The following is a 21,453-nucleotide window of genomic DNA, read 5'->3' as shown; positions in this document are numbered from 1 at the left end:
CGTCGCTCCGGATGCGCGAAAGGATCAGTGATCATGCCCGGGCGCTCTGACAAAACCGTTCCGCTCGCCGTGAAGATCGTGGTGAGCGGCGGGCTCGGGGTCGGGAAGACGACCTTCATCGGGGCCGTCTCCGAGATCGACCCGCTCGACACCGAGGCGCCGATCACCCAGGTGTCGGTCGGGGTCGACTCGCTCGTGGGCGTGGAGTCCAAGACCACCACCACCGTCGCGCTCGACTTCGGGCGGATCAGGCTCGACCCGGCCATCGCGCTGTACCTGTTCGGCACGCCGGGGCAGGACCGGTTCTCCTTCCTGTGGGACGACCTGGTGGAGGGCGCGCTCGGGACGGTGGTCCTCGCGGACACCCGGCGGATCGAGGAGTGCTTCCCGGCCGTCGACTACTTCGAGGCCCAGGGCGCGCCGTTCGTCCTCGCGGTGAATCGCTTCGACGGGGCCGAGCACTTCGAACTGGAGGAGGTGCGGGCGGCGTTGGGGCTGAGCGCCGAGGTGCCCGTGCTGGAGTGCGACGCGCGCGAACGCGGCTCCGTGCGGGACGTGCTGGGGGCGTTGATGGATCGGGTGGTCGGGTTCCGCGCCGCTCCGGGGCGGAGGGCGGTCGGGGCGCGCTGATCGCCGCAGGGCAGGCGTGAGGTACGGCGAAAACGGTGGAAAGGGTGCGTCTCGAGGGGGGAGCGCGGGTGTGAAGGCGGAGCTGCGTGAGGGGAGTACGCGAGAAGGGCGCCCCGGGAGCGGGGGCCGCAGTGGGTCAGCTCAACAGGAACAGGACCACACGCGACCGAAGTCGATGTGGGAGCGGGTGACCAGCCACTGCTGCGGATGCATGGGCCAAGTGGAACAGGTCTCCGGTTATGCGTCAACCGACTTGAGACGTACCGCTCACAGTGTGGACGGCCTTGACAGTGACGGGAAACGCCCACGTACTCTCGCTGCACGGCCCTGCTGAGGGGCTCGGCCGTATCTGCGCCGCGCGGCGCGCCCCATTTCGGTGTGTGAAGGCACCTACCCGTGTTCGATCCCAGCTGTCACGGAGCCTTCGCATGTCTTCCGAAACCCTCGACCCCGAATCCCCTGCCACCCTCGTGATCGTCGGGGCCGGGCCGCGGGGGACCGGCCTCATCGAGCGAATCGCCGCCAACGCGTCCGAGCTGTACGCCGGTTCGGGGCTCGACATCCATCTCGTCGACCCGCATCCGCCGGGCGCCGGGCGCATCTGGCGCGCCGCCCAGTCGCCGCTGCTGTGGATGAACTCGCACGCCGAGGACGTCACCATGTTCACCGACGAGACGGTGGAGATGGCCGGTCCTGTGCGGCCCGGTCCGACGCTGCACGAATGGGCCGGCATCGACGGCGGCACCTTCGCCGACCGGCAGATCCAGGGCTCCTATCTGCGCTGGGTGCACGAGCAGGCGGTCGCCGCCCTGCCCCCGGAGATCACCGTCCACCACCATCCGGGGCGCGCTCTGCGGGTGAGCGGTCCCCGGGCGGGACGCCAGCAGGTGTGGCTGGAAGGCCGGGAGCAGCCCCTGCCCGCCGACCTCGTCGTCCTCGCCCTCGGCCATCTGGACGCCGAACTCGATCAGGAACAGCGTGAGTTGGCGGCCTACGCGGAGGAGCACGAACTCGTCCATCTGCCGCCGGACTTCACGGCCGACAGCGACCTGTCCGCCCTGCCGGCCGGCGAGCCCGTGCTGGTGCGTGGTTTCGGGCTCGCCTTCGTCGACCTGATGGTGCTGCTCACCGAGGGACGCGGCGGCCGGTACGAGGGAGACACCTATGTGCCCTCGGGGCGGGAACCGGTGCTGTACGTCGGCTCGCGGCGCGGTGTGCCGTACCACTCGAAGATCGGCTACGACTGGACCGGTGAGCGGCCGCCGCTGCCCCGGTTCCTGGGGCCCGCCGAGATCGACGGACTGCTCGCGCGGCCCGGGGGCTTCGACTTCCGGCGGGATGTGTGGCCGCTGGTGGAGAAGGAGCTGGGCTTCGCCCACTACCACCGGCTGTTCACGGTGCACGCCGAGCGGACCGCGATCGCCTGGACCGACTTCGAGGAGAAGTACGAGGCCGCGGCCGGGGGCGCCGAACGGGAGGCCCTGGTGGCGTCCGCCGTGCCCGATCCGCGGGACCGGCTCGACCTGGCCGCCCTCGACCGGCCGTTGGACGGCGTGACGTACGGGTCCTTCGAGGAGTTCCAGGAAGGACTGCGCGGCTATGTGGAGGGCGACCTGAGCCGCCGTCACGACGCCGCCCACAGCACCGACCTGGCCGTGTTCCTGGGACTGCTGTCCATATACGGGCAGCTGATCCGGCTCGGGGGCATCGGCTCCTGGTGGCACGGATTCTTCAGCTACCTCGCCTCCGGGCCGCCGGGCCCCCGGCTGAGACAGCTGCTCGCGCTGTCCCGGGCGGGCGTGCTGAAGTTCGTCGGGGCCGACATGGCCGTACACGCGCGGGACGGGGTGTTCCGGGCGTCGAGCGCCACCGTGCCGGGCTTCTCGGTCGAGGCGCGGGCGCTGGTGGAGGCCCGGCTGCCGGAGCCGACGCTCCGGCGCGCCCTCGACCCGCTGCTGCGGGAACTGCACGCCGACGGCGCCGGCGAGACCCCGGACGGGCTGCTGCGGGTGGACCGCGCCGACGGCCGGGTCCTGGACCGGGCCGGCCGGCCGCACCCACGGCGCTTCGCGCTCGGGCCGCACACCGACGGCCGTACGCCGGGCGCGTTCACCCGGCCGCGCACCGGCGGCCCCGCGTTCCGGCAGAACGACGCCACCGCCCGGGCCGTCCTGGTGTTCCTGCGGGATCTGGGCGCCGATGCCGTCGGGTGAACCGCTCCACTTCGAAGCGTCACGGAAGAAAGGGTTCTCCCCCATGACCTCATCGCACGGCCGGGGCCCGCTGCATCTGGCGGCCGCGGTCGACCAGCCGGGGGCCTACGACGCCGGCCCCTACGTCGAGGCGGCGCGGCTCGCCGAGCGGGGCGGACTCGACTTCGTGACGCTGGACGACACGTTCGCCCGGCCCGGGCCCGACGCGTCGGCCGTGCTGTCCCGGGTGGCGCCCGCCACACAGCGCGTCGGACTGGTGCCCACCCTCACCACCACCCACACCGAGCCCTTCCACGTCCAGGCCACGGTCGCCACGCTCGACTGGGTCAGCCGGGGCCGGGCCGGCTGGCGGATCGACGTCTCCACCACGGAGGGGGAGGCCCGTCTCTTCGGCCGCCGGCACTGCGCACCGCTGGACGCGCTGTGGCAGGAGGCCGGTGAAGTGGCCGACGTGGCGGCCAAGTTGTGGGACAGCTGGGAGGACGGCGCCGAGATACGGCACGTCCCGACCGGCCGTTTCCTCGACCGCGACAAGCTGCACCACGTCGACTTCACCGGCGCGGCCTTCTCGGTGCGGGGTCCCTCCCTGGCGCCCAGACCTCCGCAGGGACACCCCGTGCGCGTGGTCGACGCCACCGAGGGACACGCCCGGTCCACCGCCGCCCGCCACGCCGACGTGGTCCTCGTACGCGCGGTGAGCCCCGCGCAGGCCCGCACCGTCCGTGACCGGCTGCGGGCCGACGCGGCCGACGCGGGGCGCGATCCGAACTCCCTGCTCGTCCTGGTGAGTCTGCTGATCGACCTCGGGGACGGCGAGCACGCCGCCGAACCCGGCCACGGCGGAGGAGGCCCCCGGCAGACCGCGCAGGGCCCGCTCTACCGGGGCGGCCCCGTCGACCTCGCCGACCTGATCGCCTCCTGGTACAAGGACGGCGCCGCCGACGGCTTCCACCTCACCCCCGTCGAACCGCGCCGCGATCTGGAACGGCTGGTCAACGGCACGGTCGCGCTGCTCCAGCACCGTGGCCTGTTCCGCACCTTCTACCCGGGCAGCACGCTCCGCGAGCACCTGGGGCTGGCCCGGCCCGCCAACCAGTACGCGGGGGGAGCGGCATGAGCGGCCGGACACCCCACGGCGCGAGGCCGCCCGGCAAGCACTGCCACCTGGCCGCGTACTTCCCGGGCGCCGACACCGCCACCGTCTGGACCGGCCCCGACACGAAGTCGCCGATCGAGTTCTCCTCCTTCGAGCACCTCGCCCGGACCGCCGAACGCGGCCTGTTCGACTTCTTCCTCCTCGCCGAGGGGCTGCGGCCACGCGAACACCAGGGCCGTATCCACGACGTGGACGTGGCGGGCCGCCCCGAGCCGCTCACCGTCCTCAACGCGCTCGCCGCCGTGACCGGGCGCCTGGGGCTGGCCGCCACGGCCGACGCCACCTTCAACGAGCCGTTCGAACTCGCCCGCAGACTGGCCACCCTGGACCATCTCAGCGACGGCCGGGCGGCCTGGCACGTGATGACCTCCTCGGACGACGTCACCGGCGAGAACTTCCGCCGAGGGGGGTACCTCGACCGCGCCGACCGGTACCCGCGGGCCGCCGAGTTCGTCGCCACCGCGAGAAGGCTGTGGGACTCCTGGACACCGGACGAGGCGTCCCGGCCGTTCGCGCACCAGGGCCGGTACTTCGACATCGCCGGCGAGTTCACCGTGCCGCGCTCACCGCAGGGACACCCGGTGGTGATCCAGGCGGGGGCCTGCGGAGAGGGCCGGGAGTTCGCGGCCGCCACCGCCGACGTCGTCCTCGCGCGGCACGGCACGCCGGAGGCCGGGCGCGCCTTCTACGCCGACGTCAAGAGACGGCTGGCCAAGTACGGCCGTACCGCCGACGATCTGAAGATCATGTCCGGCGTCACCGTCGTCCTCGGGGACACCGCCGCCGAGGCACAGGAACGGGCCGCCACGATCAGACGGCAGCAGGTCTCCCCGCAGCGCGCCCTCCTCATCCTGGAGCGGCTCTGGGGCGTCGACCTGTCGGCCTACGACCCCGACGGGCCGTTGCCCGAGTGCGACCCGGTGGCCGACCCGCGGCCCGCGCGGGGCCGTGTCCGGCACGGCGAAGCCGTCGCGACGGCCGGGAAACTGCGCGCGCTGTCCAAGGAGAAGGGGCTGTCCATCCGGCAGACCGTGATCGAGACGAGCGCCCGGCAGTCCCTCATCGGCACGCCCGAGGCGGTCGCCGCCGAACTGGCGCGGTTCGTGCGCGAGGACGCCGCCGACGGCTTCGTCCTCGTACCGCAGCTCACGCCCGGCGGGCTCGACGAGTTCGTCGACCGGGTGGTGCCGCTGCTCCAGGAGCGCGGCGTGTTCCGTACGGAATACGAAGGACACACCCTGCGCTCCCACCTCGGACTGCCCGGCCCGGTGGGGGACGGGCAGACTTCGTGACGAGACGACAGGACGGATCGCCTGACGACGGGGCCGACCCCATGACGGCGGACGCGGCGACGGACACGACAGGCGCGACGGACGCGGCGGACGCGACGGACGCCGGGCAGCGGTGGCACGAGCACCGCCTGGAGACGGTCTCGGCGCCCTACGGCCCGCTCGCGCTCGCCGGAACCCTCCCCCAGTGCCTGAAAAGCGGCCTGGGGGACCCCCAGCTCGAGGACTTTCCGGGCGGTCGACTTCCGGACACCCCCGGGACCCGGGTGGCGGAAGAGGACGCCGTGGTGCTCACCGCGACCGATTCCGACGGCCTGACCGTGGACGGGAAGCCGTTCAGCGGGGAGGTACGGCTCGGCGCCGACACCGGACCGGCGGACGCGGCCCGGGTCGCGCACGGTGACCGGCGGCTGGTCGTGCTGGTCCGTGAGGGCGTCCGGGGGGTACGCGACTTCGACCCCGGCTCCGCGGCCCGGCACCGGTTCCCCGGCATCGACGCGACCCCCTACGACGCGCGCTGGGCGGTGCCAGGACGCTTCACCCCGTACGGCGAGGACCGTACCGTCCGGGTGCCGGGTGCCGGGTGCCGGGTGCCGGGTGCCGGGTGCCGAGCGCCGAGCGCCGACGGGCGTGAGCGTGGTCTCGGGCTCGGCGGGGAACTGGCGTTCGTCCTGGCCGGCAGCGGCTCACCCTCCAGGCGAGCGGGCAGGGCGACGGTTCGCTGTGGGCCGTGTTCGCCGACGCCACCAGCGGGGTGAGCAGCTACCGGTTCCGGTTCCCGTACTCCGGCGTACCCGACGCGGACGGACGCACGACGGTCGACTCAACCGGGCCGTACTGCCTCCGTGCGCCTTTGTGGATGCTTTCCTCCGCCCCTTCCCGCCGCCGGGGAACACATGTGACGTGGCGGTCGAGGCAGGGGAGCGCAACCTGGTCTGAGCTGGGGCAAGAGGCTGCAAGAGGGCTCAACTCACGCAGTTCGTTGAAGGCCTGACGGCCGAAAGGCGCCCTTGCGCCGACCGGCCGTTCGGCCGAATACTCCCCCTCAGCGCTTGTCAGGGTCACGGCGTGTCCGCAATCCGGACGAACGTCTGTCCCTGGCTGCGCCTCACGGGCCCCGACCCCACACGACGGGCCCCCGACTTCCCCTGGGAGGGAACGAAACGTGAGGATCAAGCGCACCACCCCCACCACCCCCACGAGCGGTATCTCGAGACGGACCCGGCTGACCGCCGTGGCCACCGGACTCGTGGCCGCCGCCGCCATCGCCATCCCCCACGCAAGCGCGGCCGACACCGCCACCTTCAGCACCGCCGAACTCAAGAGCGCCGGCGACTCGGTGCTCCAGGCGGACATCCCGGGCACCGCCTGGGCGGTGGACAGCAAGACCAACCGGGTCGTCCTCACCGCCGACAGCACCGTCTCGCAGGCCGAGATCGCGAAGATCAAGGAGCAGGCGGGTGACAACGCCGGCGCCATCACGGTCAAGCGCACCCCGGGCCAGTTCAAGAAGCTGATCACCGGTGGCGACGCCATCTACGGCGGCGGCTACCGCTGCTCGCTCGGCTTCAATGTGCACAGCGGGAGCACCTACTACTTCCTGACCGCCGGCCACTGCGGCGAGGTCGCCTCCACCTGGTACTCCAACTCGGGCCAGACCTCGACGCTGGGCACGAACGTCAGTTACAGCTTCCCGACCAACGACTTCGCCCTGGTGCGGTACACCAACACGTCGGTCGCGCACCCGAGCTCGGTCGGCAGCCAGTCCATCACCAGTGCGGCCACCCCGAGCGTGGGCACCACGGTCTACCGCCGCGGTTCCACCACGGGCACCCACAGCGGCCGCGTCACCGCGCTGAACGCCACCGTCAACTACGGCAGCGGTGACGTGGTCTACGGCATGATCCAGACCACGGTCTGCGCCGAGGGCGGCGACAGCGGCGGTCCCCTGTACGGGGGCACCGTGGCCTACGGTCTGACCTCGGGCGGCAGCGGCAACTGCACCTCCGGCGGCACGACCTTCTTCCAGCCTGTCACCGAGGCGCTGAGCTACTACGGCGTGAGCGTCGGCTGACGATCCCGCTCCACAGGTGAGGGGCGAGCCCCCGTACGCAACCGGCGTGCGGGGGCTCGCCCTTGCCCCGGGGCAGGGTTACCGTCGGAGTACAGGCAGTGATGCGTGGGCGGTGCTGTGGACCCTTGGGGGCCGGCGATGGTCGAGGAGCTGGTGGTGGCGGGCGTCGCACTGGTGTCCGCCGGAGCGGTGTACGTGGCGGCGGCGGCGCGGGTCGTCAAGCAGTACGAGCGGGGCGTGGTCTTCCGGCTCGGGAAACTCCGGCCCGAGGTGCGCGGCCCCGGGCTCGCCCTGATCCTTCCGGGTGTCGACCGGCTCCGGAAGGTCAACATGCAGATCGTCACGATGCCGGTGCCCGGGCAGGAGGGCATCACCCGGGACAACGTCACCGTGCGCGTGGACGCCGTCGTCTACTTCAAGGTGACCTCGCCGGCCGAGGCGGTCGTGCGGGTGGAGGACTACCGGTTCGCCGTCTCGCAGATGGCGCAGACCTCCCTGCGGTCCATCATCGGCAAGAGCGATCTGGACGATCTGCTGTCCGACCGCGAAAAGCTGAACCAGGGACTGGAGTTGATGATCGACAGCCCGGCCGTGGAGTGGGGCGTCACCATCGACCGGGTGGAGATCAAGGACGTCTCCCTGCCCGAGACGATGAAGCGCTCGATGGCGCGGCAGGCCGAGGCCGACCGGGAGCGGCGGGCCCGGATCATCAACGCCGACGCCGAGCTCCAGGCGTCGAAGAAGCTCGCCGAGGCGGCGAAGGAGATGTCCGAGCAGCCCGCCGCGCTCCAGCTGCGGCTGCTCCAGACGGTGGTGGCGGTCGCCGCCGAGAAGAACTCCACGCTGGTGCTCCCGTTCCCGGTGGAGCTGCTGAGGTTCCTGGAGCGTGCCCAGCAGCAACCGCTTCCCCCGACGTCCTCCACACCCCCGACGACTTCCACACCTTCGCCGCCCGGCGCGGAGTCGGGTTCCGGCCAGGACTAGACCTCACCGCCGCGTGAGTGGTTACTCACGCGTAGCGTTTGCAGTGCGAATTCTCCTGTGGTGGCCAGGGGATGCCCCGGGGTGGTGAAGGCGTGGAGGGCGCGTGGTGTTCACCCTGTGCGCGTCCTGAAGTCGACCTTGTGTGCTCCCAGTGCCGTTCGGAAGAGTGGGCGCCCGTCAGCCAGCCTTCCGGCCCGGCGCTGTCCCCACAACCGCCCGGGCCGCCCCCCCCCACAGGAGAACGCGAGTTGAAGCACCGACGCATATCCGGGCGGCGGACGGTCATGACGGGTGCGGGTATCGCCGCGCTCGTCGCAGCCGGAGTCACCTTCCAGACTGCGAACGCCAGTGAGCCTGCGAAGACCTCGCAGCCCGCCCCCCCTCTCGGCCCTCGCGGCCGGAAAGCTCGCCTCGACCCTCGGCCGGGACCTCGGCGCCGACGCGGCGGGCACGTACTACGACGCGAAGAGCAAGAGCCTCGTGGTGAACGTCCTCGACGCGGCCGCCGCGAAGACCGTCGAGGCGGCCGGCGCCAAGGCCAGAATCGTCGAGAACTCCCTCGCCGAACTGACCGGCGCCCGTACGACGCTCAAGGCGGACGCGTCCGTCCCGGGCACCGCCTGGGTGACCGACCCGACCACCAACCAGGTCGTCGTCACCGCCGACCGCACCGTCTCCGACGCCGAGTGGGCCAAGCTCGCCAAGGTCGTCGACGGACTCGGTCAGGTGGCCGAACTCCAGCGCACCAAGGGGGAGTTCAAACCGTTCCTCGCCGGCGGCGACGCCATCACCGGCGGCACCGGGCGCTGCTCCCTCGGCTTCAACGTGGTCAAGGGCGGCGAGCCGTACTTCCTGACCGCCGGGCACTGCACCGACGCCATCTCCACCTGGTCGGACTCCTCCGGCACCGCGATCGGCGCGGGCGAGGTGTCCAGCTTCCCGGACAACGACTACGGACTGGTCAAGTACACCGCCGAGGTCGACCACCCGAGCGAGGTCGACCTCTACAACGGCTCGGCCCAGCAGATCACCGGCGCCGCCGAGGCCACCGTCGGCATGAAGGTCACCCGCAGCGGCTCGACCACCCAGGTCCACTCCGGCACGGTCACCGGCCTGGACGCCACGGTGAACTACGGCAACGGTGACATCGTCAACGGCCTCATCCAGACCGACGTCTGCGCCGAGCCCGGCGACAGCGGCGGCTCCCTCTTCTCGGGCAGCAGCGCCGTCGGCCTGACCTCGGGCGGCAGCGGCGACTGCACCTCCGGCGGGGAGACGTTCTTCCAGCCGGTGACGGAGGCGCTGTCGGCGACGGGGACGCAGATCGGCTGACGGTCCCGTGGCGCAGCCCTTCTGGGCAGCTGAAGTCCCGCCCCGCGCGCGAGGGGGCGGGACTTCACGCGTATCCGGCGCGGTGCGTCACGGCCTGCACCGCGCGTCCGCAGTGAGGATGACCGGTGCGCCGAGCCCCCGGTGGGCGGCAGGGCCCGGGGTGGCGAGGCCCGGGGTGGCGAGGCCCGGGGTGGCGGGGCCGGGGTGGCGGGGCCCGGGATGGCGAGGCCCGGGGTGGCGGGGCCCGGGATGGCGAGGCCCGGGGTGGCGGGGCCCGGGATGGCGGTGTCCTTCGCCTCGTCGCGGAAGGGGCCGGGGGAGGGGGCGCCGGGGGAGCTGTGGGGTGCGTCGGCGCCGGTGGTCGGTGTCATGTCCCCGCAGTTCCCCACAGCCCGGGGTGCGGGGTGTTTCCGCAGGTGGGAAGCGCTCTCATGGCTGTCGTACAGATGTTCGGAAATTGGTCTATGGTGGGGGTGAGAGAGTTGGGAACTGATGTTCGATTAACGGGAGGTGCGGATGTCAGGGTTCACGCATCTGCACACCGTCTCCGGGTTCTCCCTGCGCTACGGCGCCTCGCACCCGGAGCGGCTGGCCGAGCGCGCCTCGGAGCGGGGGATGGACGCCCTCGCCCTCACCGACCGCGACACCCTCGCCGGCACGGTCCGCTTCGCCAAGGCCTGCGCGAAGGCGGGCGTGCGCCCGCTGTTCGGGGTGGACCTGGCGGTGGCGCCCCCCGAGCGGCCGCAGGGTGACGCGTCCGTACGACGGGACAGGCGCCGCGCCCCCGTGCGCGGCGGCGCCTTCATCGACGAGTCGACACCCCGCGTCACCTTCCTCGCCCGCGACGGAGCCCGGGGCTGGGGTGACCTGTGCCGGATCGTCACGGCCGCGCACGAGAGCGAGGGCACCCCGCTGCTGCCCTGGGCCGAGAATCACGGCGCCGGCCTGACCGTTCTGCTCGGTCCCGCCTCCGACGTCGGCCGCGCGCTCGCCGCGGGCCGACCGGACCGCGCGGCGAAGCTCCTCACCCCCTGGCGGGAGGTGTACGGCGACGCCCTGCGGCTGGAGGCCGTCTGGCACGGGCGCACCGGCACCGGACCCGGTTCCCTGCGGCTGGCCGCCCGTACCGTCGGCTTCGCCGCCGAACAGCGGATCCGGCCCGTCCTCAGCAACGCCGTCCGGTACGCCGATCCCGGCCAGGGCCCGGTCGCGGACGTCCTGGACGCCGCCCGTCGGCTGGTCCCCGTCGACCCGGCGAAGGGACTGGACTCCGGGGAGGCCTGGCTCAAGGACGCGGGCGCGATGCTGGGCGCGGCCGAGCGGATCGTCGAGGCCGCGGGCTACCGGCGCGACACCGCGCACCACCTGCTGGAACAGACGCGGGCGACGGCCGCCGAGTGCCTGGTCGACCCCGAGGACGACCTCGGCATGGGCGCCGTCCACTTCCCCGAGCCGCACCTCGTCGGCGCGGGCCGCCGCACCGCCCAGCGGACGCTGGCCTCCCGGGCGGCGGCCGGGATGGTGCTGCGCGGTCACTCCGGGAAGCGCGCCCACTGGGAGCGGATGCACCGGGAGCTGGACATCATCGCCCACCACGGCTTCGCCTCGTACTTCCTGACGGTCGCTCAGGTCGTGGACGACGTCCGGGGGATGGGTATCCGGGTCGCGGCCCGCGGCTCCGGCGCGGGCTCGCTGGTGAACCACCTGCTCGGCATCGCGAACGCCGATCCCGTCGAGCACGGGCTGCTGATGGAGCGCTTCCTGTCCAAGGAGCGGGTCGTGCTGCCCGACATCGACATCGACGTGGAGTCCGCGCGCCGGCTGGAGGTCTACCGGGCGATCATCGGCCGGTTCGGCACCGAGCGGGTCGCGACGGTCGCGATGCCGGAGACCTACCGGGTCCGCCACGCCATCCGGGACGTCGGCGCGGCCCTGTCCATGGACCCGGCCGACATCGACCGCATCGCCAAGTCCTTCCCGCACATCCGGGCGCGCGACGCCCGGGCGGCGCTGGAGGAGCTGCCCGAACTCAGGTCGCTGGCGGAGGAGAAGGAGAGGTACGGGCGGCTCTGGGAGCTGGTCGAGTCCCTCGACGCCCTCCCGCGCGGAGTCGCCATGCATCCGTGCGGGGTGCTCCTCTCCGACGCCTCCCTGCTCTCCCGTACGCCGGTCATGCCGACCAGCGGCGAGGGGTTCCCCATGGCCCAGTTCGACAAGGACGACGTCGAGGACCTCGGGCTGCTCAAGCTGGACGTGCTGGGCGTGCGGATGCAGTCGGCGATGGCGCACGCGGTGGGCGAGGTGGCGCGGGCGACGGGGGAGCGGATCGACCTGGACACGCTGAAGGGTGGCGATCCGGCGACGTACCGGCTCATCCGGTCCACCGAGACGCTGGGGTGCTTCCAGATCGAGTCGCCGGGGCAGCGGGACCTGGTGGGGCGCCTGCAGCCGGCCACCTTCCACGATCTCGTCGTCGACATCTCCCTCTTCCGGCCCGGGCCGGTCGCCGCCGACATGGTGCGGCCGTTCATCGAGGCGCGGCACGGGCGGGCGCCGGTCCGGTATCCGCATCCGGATCTGGCGGAGCCGCTGCGGGACACCTACGGGGTCGTCGTCTTCCACGAGCAGATCATCGACATCGTCGCCATCATGACCGGCTGCGGGCGCGGTGAGGCGGACCGGGTCCGGCGCGGGCTGTCGGACCCGGAGTCGCAGGGGCGGATCAAGGTGTGGTTCGCACAGCACGCGGCGGTCGGCGGATATGACGCAGAAACGATTCAGCGGGCCTGGGAGATCATCGAGGCGTTCGGCTCGTACGGCTTCTGCAAGGCGCACGCGGTCGCCTTCGCCGTGCCGACGTACCAGTCGGCCTGGCTGAAGGCGCACCACCCGGCAGCCTTCTACGCCGGGTTGCTCACCCATGACCCCGGGATGTACCCGAAGCGGCTGCTGCTGGCGGACGCGCGGCGGCGGGGGGTGCCGGTGCTGCCGTTGGACGTGAACAGGTCGGCGGTCGCCCACCGTATCGAACTGGTGTCTGATTCGGCGTCTGGTTCGTCCGGTGCAGGGTCCGATCCGTCCGGCGCAGGGGTTTGGGGACTGCGGCTCGCCCTCTCCGATGTGCACGGCATCACCGAGGCCGAGGCGGCACGGATCGCGGCCGGACAGCCGTACGCCTCGCTGCTGGACTTCTGGGAACGGGCGCGGCCGAGCCGTCCGCTCGCCGCGCGGCTCGCGCAGGTCGGCGCGCTGGACGCGTTCGGCGCCAACCGGCGTGATCTGCAACTGCACCTGACCGAACTGCACCGGGGCGCCCGGGGCGCGGGCGGTGGCCAACTCCCCCTGGCGGGTGGCCGCAAGACCGACCCCGCCGGACTGCCGGACCTGTCCTCCGCCGAGAAGCTCAGCGCCGAACTGGGCGTGCTGTCCATGGACGCCTCGCGCCATCTGATGGACGACCACCGGAGCTTCCTCGACGAACTGGGCGTGGTGTCGGCGCGCCGGCTGCGCGAGGCCCGGCACGGTGAGACGGTCCTGGTGGCGGGCGCCAAGGCGGCCACCCAGACCCCGCCGATCCGGTCCGGCAAGCGGGTCATCTTCACCACCCTGGACGACGGCGCCGGCCTGGTCGACCTCGCCTTCTTCGACGACTCCCACGACGCCTGCGCGCACACCGTCTTCCACTCCTGGCTGCTGCTGGTGCGCGGGGTGGTGCAGCGGCGTGGCCCGCGCAGCCTCAGCGTGGTGGGCGCCGCCGCCTGGAACCTCGCCGAACTGCTGGAGGTGCGCCGGGACGAGGGGCTGGAAGGGGTCGCGGCCCGGCTGGCCGAACCCGGTGGCGCCCCGGACACGGGATCCCCGGACACGGGATCCCCGGACACGGGATCCCCCGACGCGGGCGCCGACGGCCCGGCGCGCGGCCGGCTCGCCGGTTCGGACGGGCTGCCCGCACCGGCGGGCTCGGCCGCCCGGGACGCGATGGAACAGCGTCGCATCCGCATGTCCACGGGGTACGAGATGCACCCCTGGGCCGATCTGCGCCCCGCGGGCGAAGGGACCGCGGTGGGAAGGAAGTTGTGGCACCAGAGTCCGGGGAGTGCGGGATGACCATCCTCTGCGTACGTTTCCAGCTGCCTTCGACGGACGAGGCCGCCCTGCCGGCGCTGCTCGGGCTGCTGGAGGAGTTCACACCGGTCGTCGAGGCGTTGCCCCCGGACGGGGCGCTGGTCGATCTGCGCGGCGCCGAACGGTACTTCGGGCGCACCGCGGTCGAGCTGGCGTCGGTGATCAGGGTGCGCGCGCTCGCGCTGCACGGGGTCGACTGCGTGATCGGCGCGGGTCCCGGCCCGATGTCGGCCCGCATGGCGCTGCGGGGCGCCCGGCCCGGGGTGACGTGCGCGGTCCCCGAGGGCGGGGTGCGGGAGTTCCTCGCCGAGAAGCCCGTCGTCGCGCTGCCCGGTGTCGGTACGGCGACCGCCCGCACCCTGTGCGAGTACGGCCTCGACACCCTCGGCCGGGTCGCCGCCGCACCCCTGTCCACGCTCCAGCGCCTGGTCGGCGCGAAGGCGGGCCGGGAACTGTACGAGAAGGCGAACGGCGTCGACCGCGGCCGGGTCGTGCCGAACGCCGTATCGCGCTCTCTGGCCACCGAACGCCCCTTCGAGCGCGACGAGTTGGATCCCGACCGGCATCGCCGCGCGCTTCTCTCGGCCGCCGGGGAACTGGGCGCCCGGCTGCGCGCCGTGGAGAAGGTCTGCCGCACCCTGACCCTCACCGTGCGCTACGCGGACCGCTCCTCCACCACCCGCAGCCGCACCCTCGGGGAGCCGACCGCGCACTCGGCGGCCCTGACGAGAACGGCGTACGGCCTGTACGAGGCGCTCGGTCTGCAACGCGCCCGGGTCCGCGCGATCGCCCTGCGCGTCGAGGCCCTCGGCCCCGCCGGCCAGGCCTCCCACCAGCTCACCTTCGACCCCGTGGACGAGAAGGTCCGCCGGATCGAGGAGGTGGCCGACCGGGTGCGGGCGAAGTTCGGGCCGGGGGCGCTGAAGCCCGGGACGCTGGCGGCGTGAGACAACGGCGGCCGCAGCGGGGTCAGTTGGCCCACAGGGGAGTGATCCGGGTCCCGTCGGCCAGCTCCGCCTCCAGGCCGATGGACGTGGTGACCCAGGAGAGCGCGGTGTGGTCGGTCGGGTTCTCGACGGCCAGGGTCGCCCCCGGATTGACGATCACCGTGTCTCCGGCCCTGATCCGCTCGGTGTCGCCGTCGAGCGTGAGGATCAGCTCGCCGACGAGCAGATGGAAGATCTCCTCCCGGTTGACGGTGTGCGCGGGAGCCTTCGTCCCGGCGGGGATCTCGCCCCTCCAGGCACACAGCTCCTTGCTGCCGGTGCGGGGAGTGGCGTACGAGACGAAGCGGGCGCCGTGGATCTCGTGGGTGACGGCGTCGGACGAACGGATGACGGGCATGGGTGTCCCCTGTCGGTTGCGGCTTCTGACGGGCGTCGTCGCTGGTCGCACGCCCGAAGGTGGTCAAGCTGCTTGACTGTCCGACCCTATGGTCAAGCTGCTTGACCAATCTGTCAAGAATGTTTCAATGCAGACGTGCAGAACTCCGAAGCCCTCGCCCTCACCGCCGCCCTGCTCGCCGCCGCGGGTGAGCTCACCCAGCGCATCAACGACGGCGTCCTCGCCCGTGGGTTCGAGGGGCGGCCCGCCTACGGCTTCGCCTTCACCCGGCTCGCCCCGGACGGCGCCACGGTCACCGAGCTGGGCGCGCACCTCGGGGTCACCAAGCAGGCGGCGAGTCAGCTCGTCGAGGAGCTCGTGCGGAAGGGCTATGTCGAGCGCCGCCCGCACCCCGAGGACGCGCGGGCCCGGTTGATCGTGCTCACCGAACGCGGTTGGGAGTGCACCCGGGCTGCGGAGGAGGCGGCCGCCGAGGCGGTGCGGGCGTGGGTCGCCGTGCTCGGCGAGGGGGAAGTGCGCGTTCTGCGAGACCAGTTGTCACGTATCGCCCCCCATGGCCCCATTCGGCCCGCTTGGTGACGGCATATCAGTGATCCCGGCCGGCGGTGGCTACCACTGGAAGTTTTTACTGACGCGTAACTTCACAGTTCAGCTACTCGCCCGTAACTTGACGAGTGAACAGCATCCTCGTGATCCGGGTCACAGGGCGTAGACCATCGCACCTCCCTTGAGCCGCAAGGAGATCACCCGATGCTGCCCTGGAAACGCGCGCTCAGACCACTCGCCGCACTGCTGCTGGCCGCCGCGGCCGCCACCGTCCCCGCCACCGCCGCCCACGCCGACTCCACCGCCACCGCCGCCGCCTCGTCGAGTGGCTGGAACGACTACCACTGCAAGCCCTCCGCCGCCCACCCCCGCCCCGTCGTCCTCGTGCACGGCACCTTCGGCAACTCGGTCGACAACTGGCTGGCCCTCGCCCCCTACCTCACGGTCCGCGGCTACTGCGTCTTCTCCGTCGACTACGGCCAACTGCCGGGCGTCCCGTTCTTCAACGGCCTCGGCCCCATCGACAAGTCGGCCGCGCAGCTCTCCACCTTCGTCGACAAGGTGCTCGCAGCGACCGGCGCCGCCGAGGCCGACCTCGTCGGCCACTCGCAGGGCGGCCTGATGCCCCGCTACTACCTGAAGTTCCTCGGCGGAGCCGCCAAGGTCAACGCGCTCGTCGGTATCGCCCCCGACAACCACGGCACCACGCTGAGCGGACTCGCCAACCTGCTGCCCTACTTCCCGGGCGCCGAGGACCTGCTCTCGGCGGCCACCCCCGGCCTCGCCGACCAGGTCGCCGGATCGGCCTTCCTCACCAAGCTCAACGCGGGCGGCGACACCGTCGCCGGCGTCCGCTACACCGTCATCGCCACCAAGTACGACGAAGTGGTCACGCCGTGGCGCACCCAGTACCTCAGCGGATCCGACGTGCACAACGTCCTGCTCCAGGACCTGTGCCCGGTGGACCTCTCCGAGCACCTGGCGATCGGTCTGTTCGACCGGATCGCCTTCCATGAGGTGGCCAACGCGCTCGATCCGGCCCGTGCCACCGCCACCACCTGCGCGTCCGTCTTCAGCTGACGAGCCGCCGGCTGACGAGCCGGCGCGCAGGTGTTCCGCCGGGGCCTGTCCGACCTGAGCCGCCGGTCAGGCCCCGGAGATTTCGAAGGGGACGGCGGCTCAGCGGCCGTGGCGTCCGCCGCTCACCGCCCGCCTGCGCACCGAACCGAACAGCAGCGCCGCGCCCAGCGCCAGGACGGCCGCGCCGCCCACCGCGAGATACGGGGCGCTGCCGTCGCCGCCGGTCTCCGCGAGGCTCCTGCCCGAACCCGATCCGGCACCGGCCGCCCTCGGCTCGTTGGCCGTGACGGGCGACCCGGCCGTGGCGGCGGGCTCGGTCGTGGCGGACGGCGCGCCCGTCGGGTCGGTCGTCGGGTCCGTCGTCGTGGTGGCGTCGTCGTCCCCGTGACCGTGGTGCTCGACCGTCGACTTGTCGGCGCCGTCCTCGATCTGCTCCTCGGAGGGCGCGGAGGCGGACGGCGCGGTACCGGAACCGGCCCCCGCCCCTGTGCCCGTGCCCGTCTCCGCGAACGTCACGTCCGAGCAGGAGTAGAAGGCCTCCGGGCTGTCCGAGCGCTGCCAGATCGCATACAACAGCTGCTTGCCCGAACGCTCGGGCAGGGTTCCGGAGAAGGTGTAGAAGCCGCCCGCCGCGACCGGGTCGGTGGCCGTCGCCACCGGGTGCTCGAGGTCGAGGTCGGACCAGGCCAGCGGCCCGGCGGGGTCGTAACCGGCCTTGGTGAGGTAGACCTTGAAGGTGCCCTTGTGCGGGGCGGTCACGCGGTATTCGAAGGTGTGCGAGCCGCTGCCGACGCTCGTCGCCGGCCAGTCGGCGCGGGCCAGGTCCAGGCCCTTGAACTCCTCGTTGTTCGCGCTGCACAGCTTGCCGTCCGGGATCAGCTCCTGGTGGCGGCCGTTGGCGTCGCCGACGCGGATGCCGTTCCAGTCGTACAGGGCCTGCGTCCCGCCCGCCGCGACGGCGGCCCTGCACGCGTCCGACTTCGGGCTCTCCGGACCTTCCGCGTAGCACTGGGCGACCCGGCTTACCGGATCGCCCATCGACCCGTGCGCGGCGGCGGGCCCGGCGGCCAGCACGGTCAGGGCCGGTGGGATCAGCCCGACGGAGGCGGCGACGGCGACGGCGGCGGCCTTGCGGCGTGCGGGCATGGGGGAACTCCTCGGAACCGGAACAGGTGGTGGCCTGATGTGTGCCGGAACCAAGAAACCGCGAAATCGCCTGCCCGGGACGGTCCGTGGCGATCTTTAGGGTCGCCTTAAGGAAGCGCTGAGACGGGGATCAGGTAGGTAGCGTCCAGGGCATGACGAACGAGGAGATCCGGCCAGCCACGGCAGCCGACGTACCGGCCGTGAAGGCCGTGACGGACGCGGCGTACACGCCCTACATCGAGCGCATCGGGCAGGTGCCGCAGCCCATGGAGGCGGACCACGCGGCGAACGTGGCCGCGGGGAAGGTGTTCGTGACCGGCGACCCGCTCGGCGGCGGGGTGGCCGGCCTCGTGGTGGTCGAGGCGTTCACCGACCACCTGTTCCTCGACAGCATCGCCGTCCGTCCCGACGCCCACGGCAAGGGCGTCGGGCGGCGGCTGCTGCACTTCGTGGACGCACACGCGCGAGCGCTGGGCCTCTGCGAAGTCAGGCTCCACACGAACGCGATGATGTGGGAGAACCAGGAGATCTACCCGAAGTACGGCTATGCGTCCGTGGAGCGGCGCGTGGACGGACCGTACGACCGCGTTCACTACCGCAAGCGGCTCGACTGAACGCGGCGTCGCTCAGCCGTCCGGCCACCAGGTGCGTGCGATGTCCTTGCGCACCTCGGGGCGCCCGGCCGGCCGTTCCTCGACCTCGTCACGGATCCGGCGGGAGTCCGTCTTCTTCAGGGGCTTCTGCACGGTCGTACGGCGCATGGCTGCCTCCTTCAGGTGCTACCGGGGTCCGCGTTCGCACGGAGGTAGACCCTTTGGGGGAGAGTTCCTCATCGGCCCCCGTTCTGTCAGTGGCGACTGTCACGATTCGATTGTCAGTGGTGGGTGTCACTCTTGGGCACATGAGGAAAAAGAGTGACGATCCGACCGCGCCGGGTGTCGACTGGGACGTGGCGGCGGCCGCCTTCGACGAGGAGCCGGACCACGGCCTGCGCGACCCCGGGGTGCGCGCCGCCTGGGCCCGGCGGCTGCGCGTCTGGCTGCCGGAACGCGGCTGCGACCTCCTCGATCTCGGCTGCGGAACCGGCAGCCTGTCGCTCCTCGCGGCCGAGCAGGGACACCGGGTGACCGGTGTCGACCTCTCCCCGGCCATGATCGACCTGGCCCGCGCCAAACTCGCCGGGCGTGACGCGGTGTTCCTCCTCGGTGACGCGGCGGCACCGCCGGTCGGCGAGCAGCGCTTCGACACCCTGCTCGTACGGCATGTGCTGTGGACCCTGCCCGACCCGGCCCGGGCCCTGCGGCACTGGCGCGGCCTGGTGCGCCCCGGGGGGCGGCTCGTGCTGGTGGAGGGCGTATGGGGGACCGTCACCCCGGTCGGCATACCGGCGGACCGGCTCACCGCCCTGCTGGCCCCGCTGACCGAGCACGCGCGCGTGGAGCGGCTGTCGCAGGACGCGGGGCTGTGGGGCGGGGCCGTGGCGGACGAGCGGTACGCGGTGGTGGCGACGGTGTGAGGCGGCGGCTGTGGGGCCGGGATCGCGACCGGCCCGACGGCTCCTCACTCCAGCAGCGACTCCAGGCCGCCCTCGACGGTGGCCAGCACCTCCAGTTCGTCGAGCGCGGTCACCGCGGCGGCCGCGGCCGCCGGGTCCCGCTCCGCCAGCCCGCTCTCCTCGAACTCGTCCTCGTCCAGTCGCCGTACGTCCGTCCCGTCGGCGGAGCGCCACAGGTCCAGGTCGAGGTCCTCGACGACCAGTTCACCGCCGGACAGCGTGGCCGGGCGGGTGATGTCGCAGTACCAGCCCTTCAGGGCGCCCGTCGCGTCGCGCACCTCCTTCACCGCGTACCAGCGGTCCCGCCAGTAGTACTCGGTGAAGACGTCACCGGCCTCGAAGCGGACGAAGCCGAAGTCGCGTACGGCGTCACCGGCCCACGGGGCGCGCACGGCGATCCGGGTGCCGTCGTCGGACAGCAGCTCGGCCGCGTAACGGATCTTCGTCCGGCCGCCCTTGACGAGGACGACGTCCACCGAACCCGCCGGCTCAGCCGAGTTCACGGACATGCCGCACCTCCGTCGCACAGATCTCGTACCCGAACCACTTGTTGACCGCGAGCATCGGCCCGTTGTCCGCGTCGTTGCCCGTGCGGGCCTCCGTGTACCCCGCCGCGCGGGCCCGGTGCAGCGAGTCGTTCTTGACGAGCTTGGCCAGGCCCCGGCCGCGGTGGCCGCGGGCGGTGCCGGTCATGCCCGTGGTGTACCGGCTGCCCTCGTGGGTGTGGGCCACGGTGAAGGCGACGGGGCGGCCGTCGGCCACGGCGACCGAGGTCAGCTCCCGGTCCAGATGGGGATGCTTCCAGTACTCGTCGACCCAGGCCGGGTAGTCCGTGAACTCGTTGGCGATGTCGCCGGGTTCGTCCGAACCAGCCTCCGCGTCCAGGGCGAACAGCGGGCGCGGGTCGTCGGCGAAGTCGGCGGCCGTGCGCAGCTCCACGCCGGGCGGGGGGTCCTGGAGCGGGGGCAGCGCGGCGCGGGCCAGGTCCAGGCGCAGGAAGTGCGCGGAGCGGCTCGACCGGTAGCCGTGCCGTTCGGCGAAGGCGCGGTCGGCCGGCTCGTCCAGGACCCAGGCGAACAGCTTCGTCGCCCCGTGGGCCGCCAGATGCTCCTCGGCGGTGCGGACCAGCAGGGTGCCAGCGCCGCGCCCGGTGCGCGCGGGGTCCACATACACGTTGAGGGACCCCTGGCCGGGCTCCGGGCTGTCCCGGGCGAGGCCCACCTGGGCCGTGCCGATGATCTCGCCGTCCTCCACGGCGACCAGCTTGCGGGCATGGGTGTCGGGGCGGGACAGCGAGAGGCCGTGCAGCACGGAGGCCGGGCTGAAGAACACATGGGGCAGGGCGAGGTGCCGGACCCGGATGAAGCCCTCGATGTCGGCGGGCGTCCCGGGACGCAGGTCACGCACGATGACGGTCATGTGAGCGCACGCTACGGTCGGGCGGCGCCCGGGTGCCTCCCATTTTCGGCTCCGCCCGCGCGCCCGTTCCCCTGCGGGTGCGGGACAATCGGCCCGTGACCTTGAAGATCCACATCGATGAGAGCGCCGCGCCGTACGAGCAGGTGCGGGCGCAGATCGCCGAGCAGGCGCGGTCGGGGGCGCTGCCGGTCGGCTACCGGCTGCCGACGGTGCGGGGACTGGCCGAGTCGCTCGGCCTCGCCGCGAACACCGTCGCCAAGGCGTACCGGGCTCTGGAGGGGGACGGGGTGATCGAGACCCGGGGGCGCAACGGCACGTTCGTCGCCGCGGCCGGACCTGCGGCGGAGCGCGAGGCGGCGGGCGCCGCGCAGGCCTACGCCGAGCGGGTGCTGCGGCTGGGACTCACCGAGGACCAGGCGTCGGCCGCCGTGCGGGACGCCCTGCGGGCGGCCTACGAGCGGTGATCGGCGGCGAGCGGTGATCAGTGGTGTGCGGCGGGCGCGCCCGGCGTACGGGTGACCCGCAGGGCTGCCTGTACTGCCGGACGGACGGGCCGACGT

The 21,453-nt window shown here is 72.5% G+C and carries 18 protein-coding genes and 2 pseudogenes; 15 read left to right on the top strand and 5 right to left on the bottom strand.

All coding sequences use genetic code 11. The features are described from left to right. Positions 1–33 precede the first annotated feature (33 nt). The 10 genes and pseudogenes from ACFWBD_RS23150 to ACFWBD_RS23105 all read left to right on the top strand — a co-directional run bounded on the left by ACFWBD_RS23150 (position 34) and on the right by ACFWBD_RS23105 (position 14,750). A complete protein-coding gene (locus ACFWBD_RS23150) occupies positions 34–630 on the top strand; it encodes an ATP/GTP-binding protein (RefSeq protein ID WP_385669791.1) in 597 nt (198 codons plus the stop codon). Between the two features lie 428 nt (positions 631–1,058). Then, complete coding sequence (locus ACFWBD_RS23145; protein WP_385669788.1) at positions 1,059–2,843, top strand: FAD/NAD(P)-binding protein; 1,785 nt, start codon at positions 1,059–1,061, stop codon at positions 2,841–2,843. A gap of 43 nt (positions 2,844–2,886) precedes the next feature. Continuing rightward, entirely contained in the window at positions 2,887–3,960 is a 1,074-nt protein-coding gene (locus ACFWBD_RS23140; protein ID WP_385669786.1) for an LLM class flavin-dependent oxidoreductase, read from the top strand. Further along, a complete protein-coding gene (locus ACFWBD_RS23135; RefSeq protein ID WP_385669783.1) occupies positions 3,957–5,291 on the top strand; it encodes an NtaA/DmoA family FMN-dependent monooxygenase in 1,335 nt (444 codons plus the stop codon). Before ACFWBD_RS23140 ends, ACFWBD_RS23135 begins: the two co-directional genes overlap by 4 nt. Positions 5,292–5,332: 41 nt before the next feature. After that, positions 5,333–6,227, top strand: a pseudogene (locus ACFWBD_RS23130) (DUF1684 domain-containing protein). Positions 6,228–6,453: 226 nt separating this feature from the next. Continuing rightward, the gene (locus ACFWBD_RS23125) at positions 6,454–7,362 is read left to right on the top strand and encodes a S1 family peptidase (RefSeq protein WP_385669780.1); all 909 of its coding nucleotides are present in this window, start codon (positions 6,454–6,456) and stop codon (positions 7,360–7,362) included. 138 nt (positions 7,363–7,500) lie between these two features. Beyond that, positions 7,501–8,346: a slipin family protein gene (locus ACFWBD_RS23120; RefSeq protein WP_385669777.1), complete on the top strand. Its 846-nt coding sequence runs from the start codon at positions 7,501–7,503 to the stop codon at positions 8,344–8,346. Positions 8,347–8,630: 284 nt separating this feature from the next. Continuing rightward, positions 8,631–9,678, top strand: a pseudogene (locus ACFWBD_RS23115) (S1 family peptidase). Positions 9,679–10,194: 516 nt separating this feature from the next. Then, entirely contained in the window at positions 10,195–13,785 is a 3,591-nt protein-coding gene (locus ACFWBD_RS23110; RefSeq protein ID WP_385669774.1) for a DNA polymerase III subunit alpha, read from the top strand. After that, positions 13,782–14,750 carry a hypothetical protein gene (locus ACFWBD_RS23105; RefSeq protein ID WP_385669771.1) on the top strand — a complete coding sequence of 323 codons (969 nt, stop codon included), beginning with the start codon at positions 13,782–13,784 and terminating at the stop codon, positions 14,748–14,750. Before ACFWBD_RS23110 ends, ACFWBD_RS23105 begins: the two co-directional genes overlap by 4 nt. Positions 14,751–14,772: 22 nt before the next feature. Here ACFWBD_RS23105 and ACFWBD_RS23100 read toward each other — a convergent pair whose 3' ends face one another. After that, a complete protein-coding gene (locus ACFWBD_RS23100) occupies positions 14,773–15,147 on the bottom strand; it encodes a cupin domain-containing protein (protein ID WP_385669768.1) in 375 nt (124 codons plus the stop codon). A gap of 135 nt (positions 15,148–15,282) precedes the next feature. Here ACFWBD_RS23100 and ACFWBD_RS23095 point away from each other — a divergent pair, with 135 nt between their 5' ends. Both ACFWBD_RS23095 and ACFWBD_RS23090 read left to right on the top strand, forming a co-directional pair. Beyond that, complete coding sequence (locus ACFWBD_RS23095; RefSeq protein WP_385669765.1) at positions 15,283–15,726, top strand: MarR family winged helix-turn-helix transcriptional regulator; 444 nt, start codon at positions 15,283–15,285, stop codon at positions 15,724–15,726. 171 nt (positions 15,727–15,897) lie between these two features. Then, on the top strand, positions 15,898–16,773 hold the full coding sequence (locus tag ACFWBD_RS23090) for an esterase/lipase family protein (RefSeq protein WP_385669762.1): 876 nt from the start codon (positions 15,898–15,900) through the stop codon (positions 16,771–16,773). A gap of 99 nt (positions 16,774–16,872) precedes the next feature. Here the strand turns inward: ACFWBD_RS23090 and ACFWBD_RS23085 are convergent, their stop codons facing one another. Further along, entirely contained in the window at positions 16,873–17,919 is a 1,047-nt protein-coding gene (locus ACFWBD_RS23085) for a lytic polysaccharide monooxygenase (RefSeq protein WP_385669759.1), read from the bottom strand. Between the two features lie 152 nt (positions 17,920–18,071). Here ACFWBD_RS23085 and ACFWBD_RS23080 point away from each other — a divergent pair, with 152 nt between their 5' ends. Then, on the top strand, positions 18,072–18,533 hold the full coding sequence (locus ACFWBD_RS23080) for a GNAT family N-acetyltransferase (RefSeq protein ID WP_385669756.1): 462 nt from the start codon (positions 18,072–18,074) through the stop codon (positions 18,531–18,533). A 12-nt stretch (positions 18,534–18,545) separates the two neighbouring features. Here the strand turns inward: ACFWBD_RS23080 and ACFWBD_RS23075 are convergent, their stop codons facing one another. Continuing rightward, positions 18,546–18,680 carry a hypothetical protein gene (locus ACFWBD_RS23075; protein WP_107085289.1) on the bottom strand — a complete coding sequence of 45 codons (135 nt, stop codon included), beginning with the start codon at positions 18,678–18,680 and terminating at the stop codon, positions 18,546–18,548. 140 nt (positions 18,681–18,820) lie between these two features. Here ACFWBD_RS23075 and ACFWBD_RS23070 point away from each other — a divergent pair, with 140 nt between their 5' ends. Continuing rightward, positions 18,821–19,435, top strand: a complete 615-nt coding sequence (locus tag ACFWBD_RS23070; protein ID WP_385669751.1) for a class I SAM-dependent methyltransferase — start codon at positions 18,821–18,823, stop codon at positions 19,433–19,435. A 44-nt stretch (positions 19,436–19,479) separates the two neighbouring features. Here the strand turns inward: ACFWBD_RS23070 and ACFWBD_RS23065 are convergent, their stop codons facing one another. Both ACFWBD_RS23065 and ACFWBD_RS23060 read right to left on the bottom strand, forming a co-directional pair. Then, positions 19,480–19,983, bottom strand: a complete 504-nt coding sequence (locus tag ACFWBD_RS23065; RefSeq protein ID WP_385669748.1) for a DUF402 domain-containing protein — start codon at positions 19,981–19,983, stop codon at positions 19,480–19,482. Next, positions 19,964–20,893: a GNAT family N-acetyltransferase gene (locus tag ACFWBD_RS23060; protein WP_385669745.1), complete on the bottom strand. Its 930-nt coding sequence runs from the start codon at positions 20,891–20,893 to the stop codon at positions 19,964–19,966. Before ACFWBD_RS23060 ends, ACFWBD_RS23065 begins: the two co-directional genes overlap by 20 nt. 95 nt (positions 20,894–20,988) lie before the next feature. Between ACFWBD_RS23060 and ACFWBD_RS23055 the strand changes: the two genes are divergently transcribed. Then, on the top strand, positions 20,989–21,357 hold the full coding sequence (locus ACFWBD_RS23055) for a GntR family transcriptional regulator (RefSeq protein ID WP_384114468.1): 369 nt from the start codon (positions 20,989–20,991) through the stop codon (positions 21,355–21,357). The last annotated feature ends 96 nt before the right edge of the window (positions 21,358–21,453 follow it).

Origin of the sequence: Streptomyces sp. NPDC060002, from assembly GCF_042737245.1 — a bacterium.
Taxonomy (GTDB): Bacteria; Actinomycetota; Actinomycetes; order Streptomycetales; family Streptomycetaceae; genus Streptomyces.
Note: the sequence above shows the minus strand (reverse complement) of the source record. Positions and strands in the feature narration are given on the sequence as shown.

What these genes read in the sequence shown, in the direction of transcription:
- ACFWBD_RS23090 (WP_385669762.1), top strand. Translation starts at nt 15,898, where the DNA reads ATGCTGCCCTGGAAACGCGCGCTCAGACCACTCGCCGCACTGCTGCTG.
- ACFWBD_RS23110 (WP_385669774.1), top strand. Translation starts at nt 10,195, where the DNA reads ATGTCAGGGTTCACGCATCTGCACACCGTCTCCGGGTTCTCCCTGCGC.
- ACFWBD_RS23085 (WP_385669759.1), bottom strand. Translation starts at nt 17,919, where the DNA reads ATGCCCGCACGCCGCAAGGCCGCCGCCGTCGCCGTCGCCGCCTCCGTC.
- ACFWBD_RS23105 (WP_385669771.1), top strand. Translation starts at nt 13,782, where the DNA reads ATGACCATCCTCTGCGTACGTTTCCAGCTGCCTTCGACGGACGAGGCC.
- ACFWBD_RS23100 (WP_385669768.1), bottom strand. Translation starts at nt 15,147, where the DNA reads ATGCCCGTCATCCGTTCGTCCGACGCCGTCACCCACGAGATCCACGGC.
- ACFWBD_RS23065 (WP_385669748.1), bottom strand. Translation starts at nt 19,983, where the DNA reads ATGTCCGTGAACTCGGCTGAGCCGGCGGGTTCGGTGGACGTCGTCCTC.
- ACFWBD_RS23135 (WP_385669783.1), top strand. Translation starts at nt 3,957, where the DNA reads ATGAGCGGCCGGACACCCCACGGCGCGAGGCCGCCCGGCAAGCACTGC.
- ACFWBD_RS23140 (WP_385669786.1), top strand. Translation starts at nt 2,887, where the DNA reads ATGACCTCATCGCACGGCCGGGGCCCGCTGCATCTGGCGGCCGCGGTC.
- ACFWBD_RS23120 (WP_385669777.1), top strand. Translation starts at nt 7,501, where the DNA reads ATGGTCGAGGAGCTGGTGGTGGCGGGCGTCGCACTGGTGTCCGCCGGA.
- ACFWBD_RS23060 (WP_385669745.1), bottom strand. Translation starts at nt 20,893, where the DNA reads ATGACCGTCATCGTGCGTGACCTGCGTCCCGGGACGCCCGCCGACATC.
- ACFWBD_RS23080 (WP_385669756.1), top strand. Translation starts at nt 18,072, where the DNA reads ATGACGAACGAGGAGATCCGGCCAGCCACGGCAGCCGACGTACCGGCC.
- ACFWBD_RS23070 (WP_385669751.1), top strand. Translation starts at nt 18,821, where the DNA reads ATGAGGAAAAAGAGTGACGATCCGACCGCGCCGGGTGTCGACTGGGAC.
- ACFWBD_RS23150 (WP_385669791.1), top strand. Translation starts at nt 34, where the DNA reads ATGCCCGGGCGCTCTGACAAAACCGTTCCGCTCGCCGTGAAGATCGTG.
- ACFWBD_RS23075 (WP_107085289.1), bottom strand. Translation starts at nt 18,680, where the DNA reads ATGCGCCGTACGACCGTGCAGAAGCCCCTGAAGAAGACGGACTCCCGC.
- ACFWBD_RS23145 (WP_385669788.1), top strand. Translation starts at nt 1,059, where the DNA reads ATGTCTTCCGAAACCCTCGACCCCGAATCCCCTGCCACCCTCGTGATC.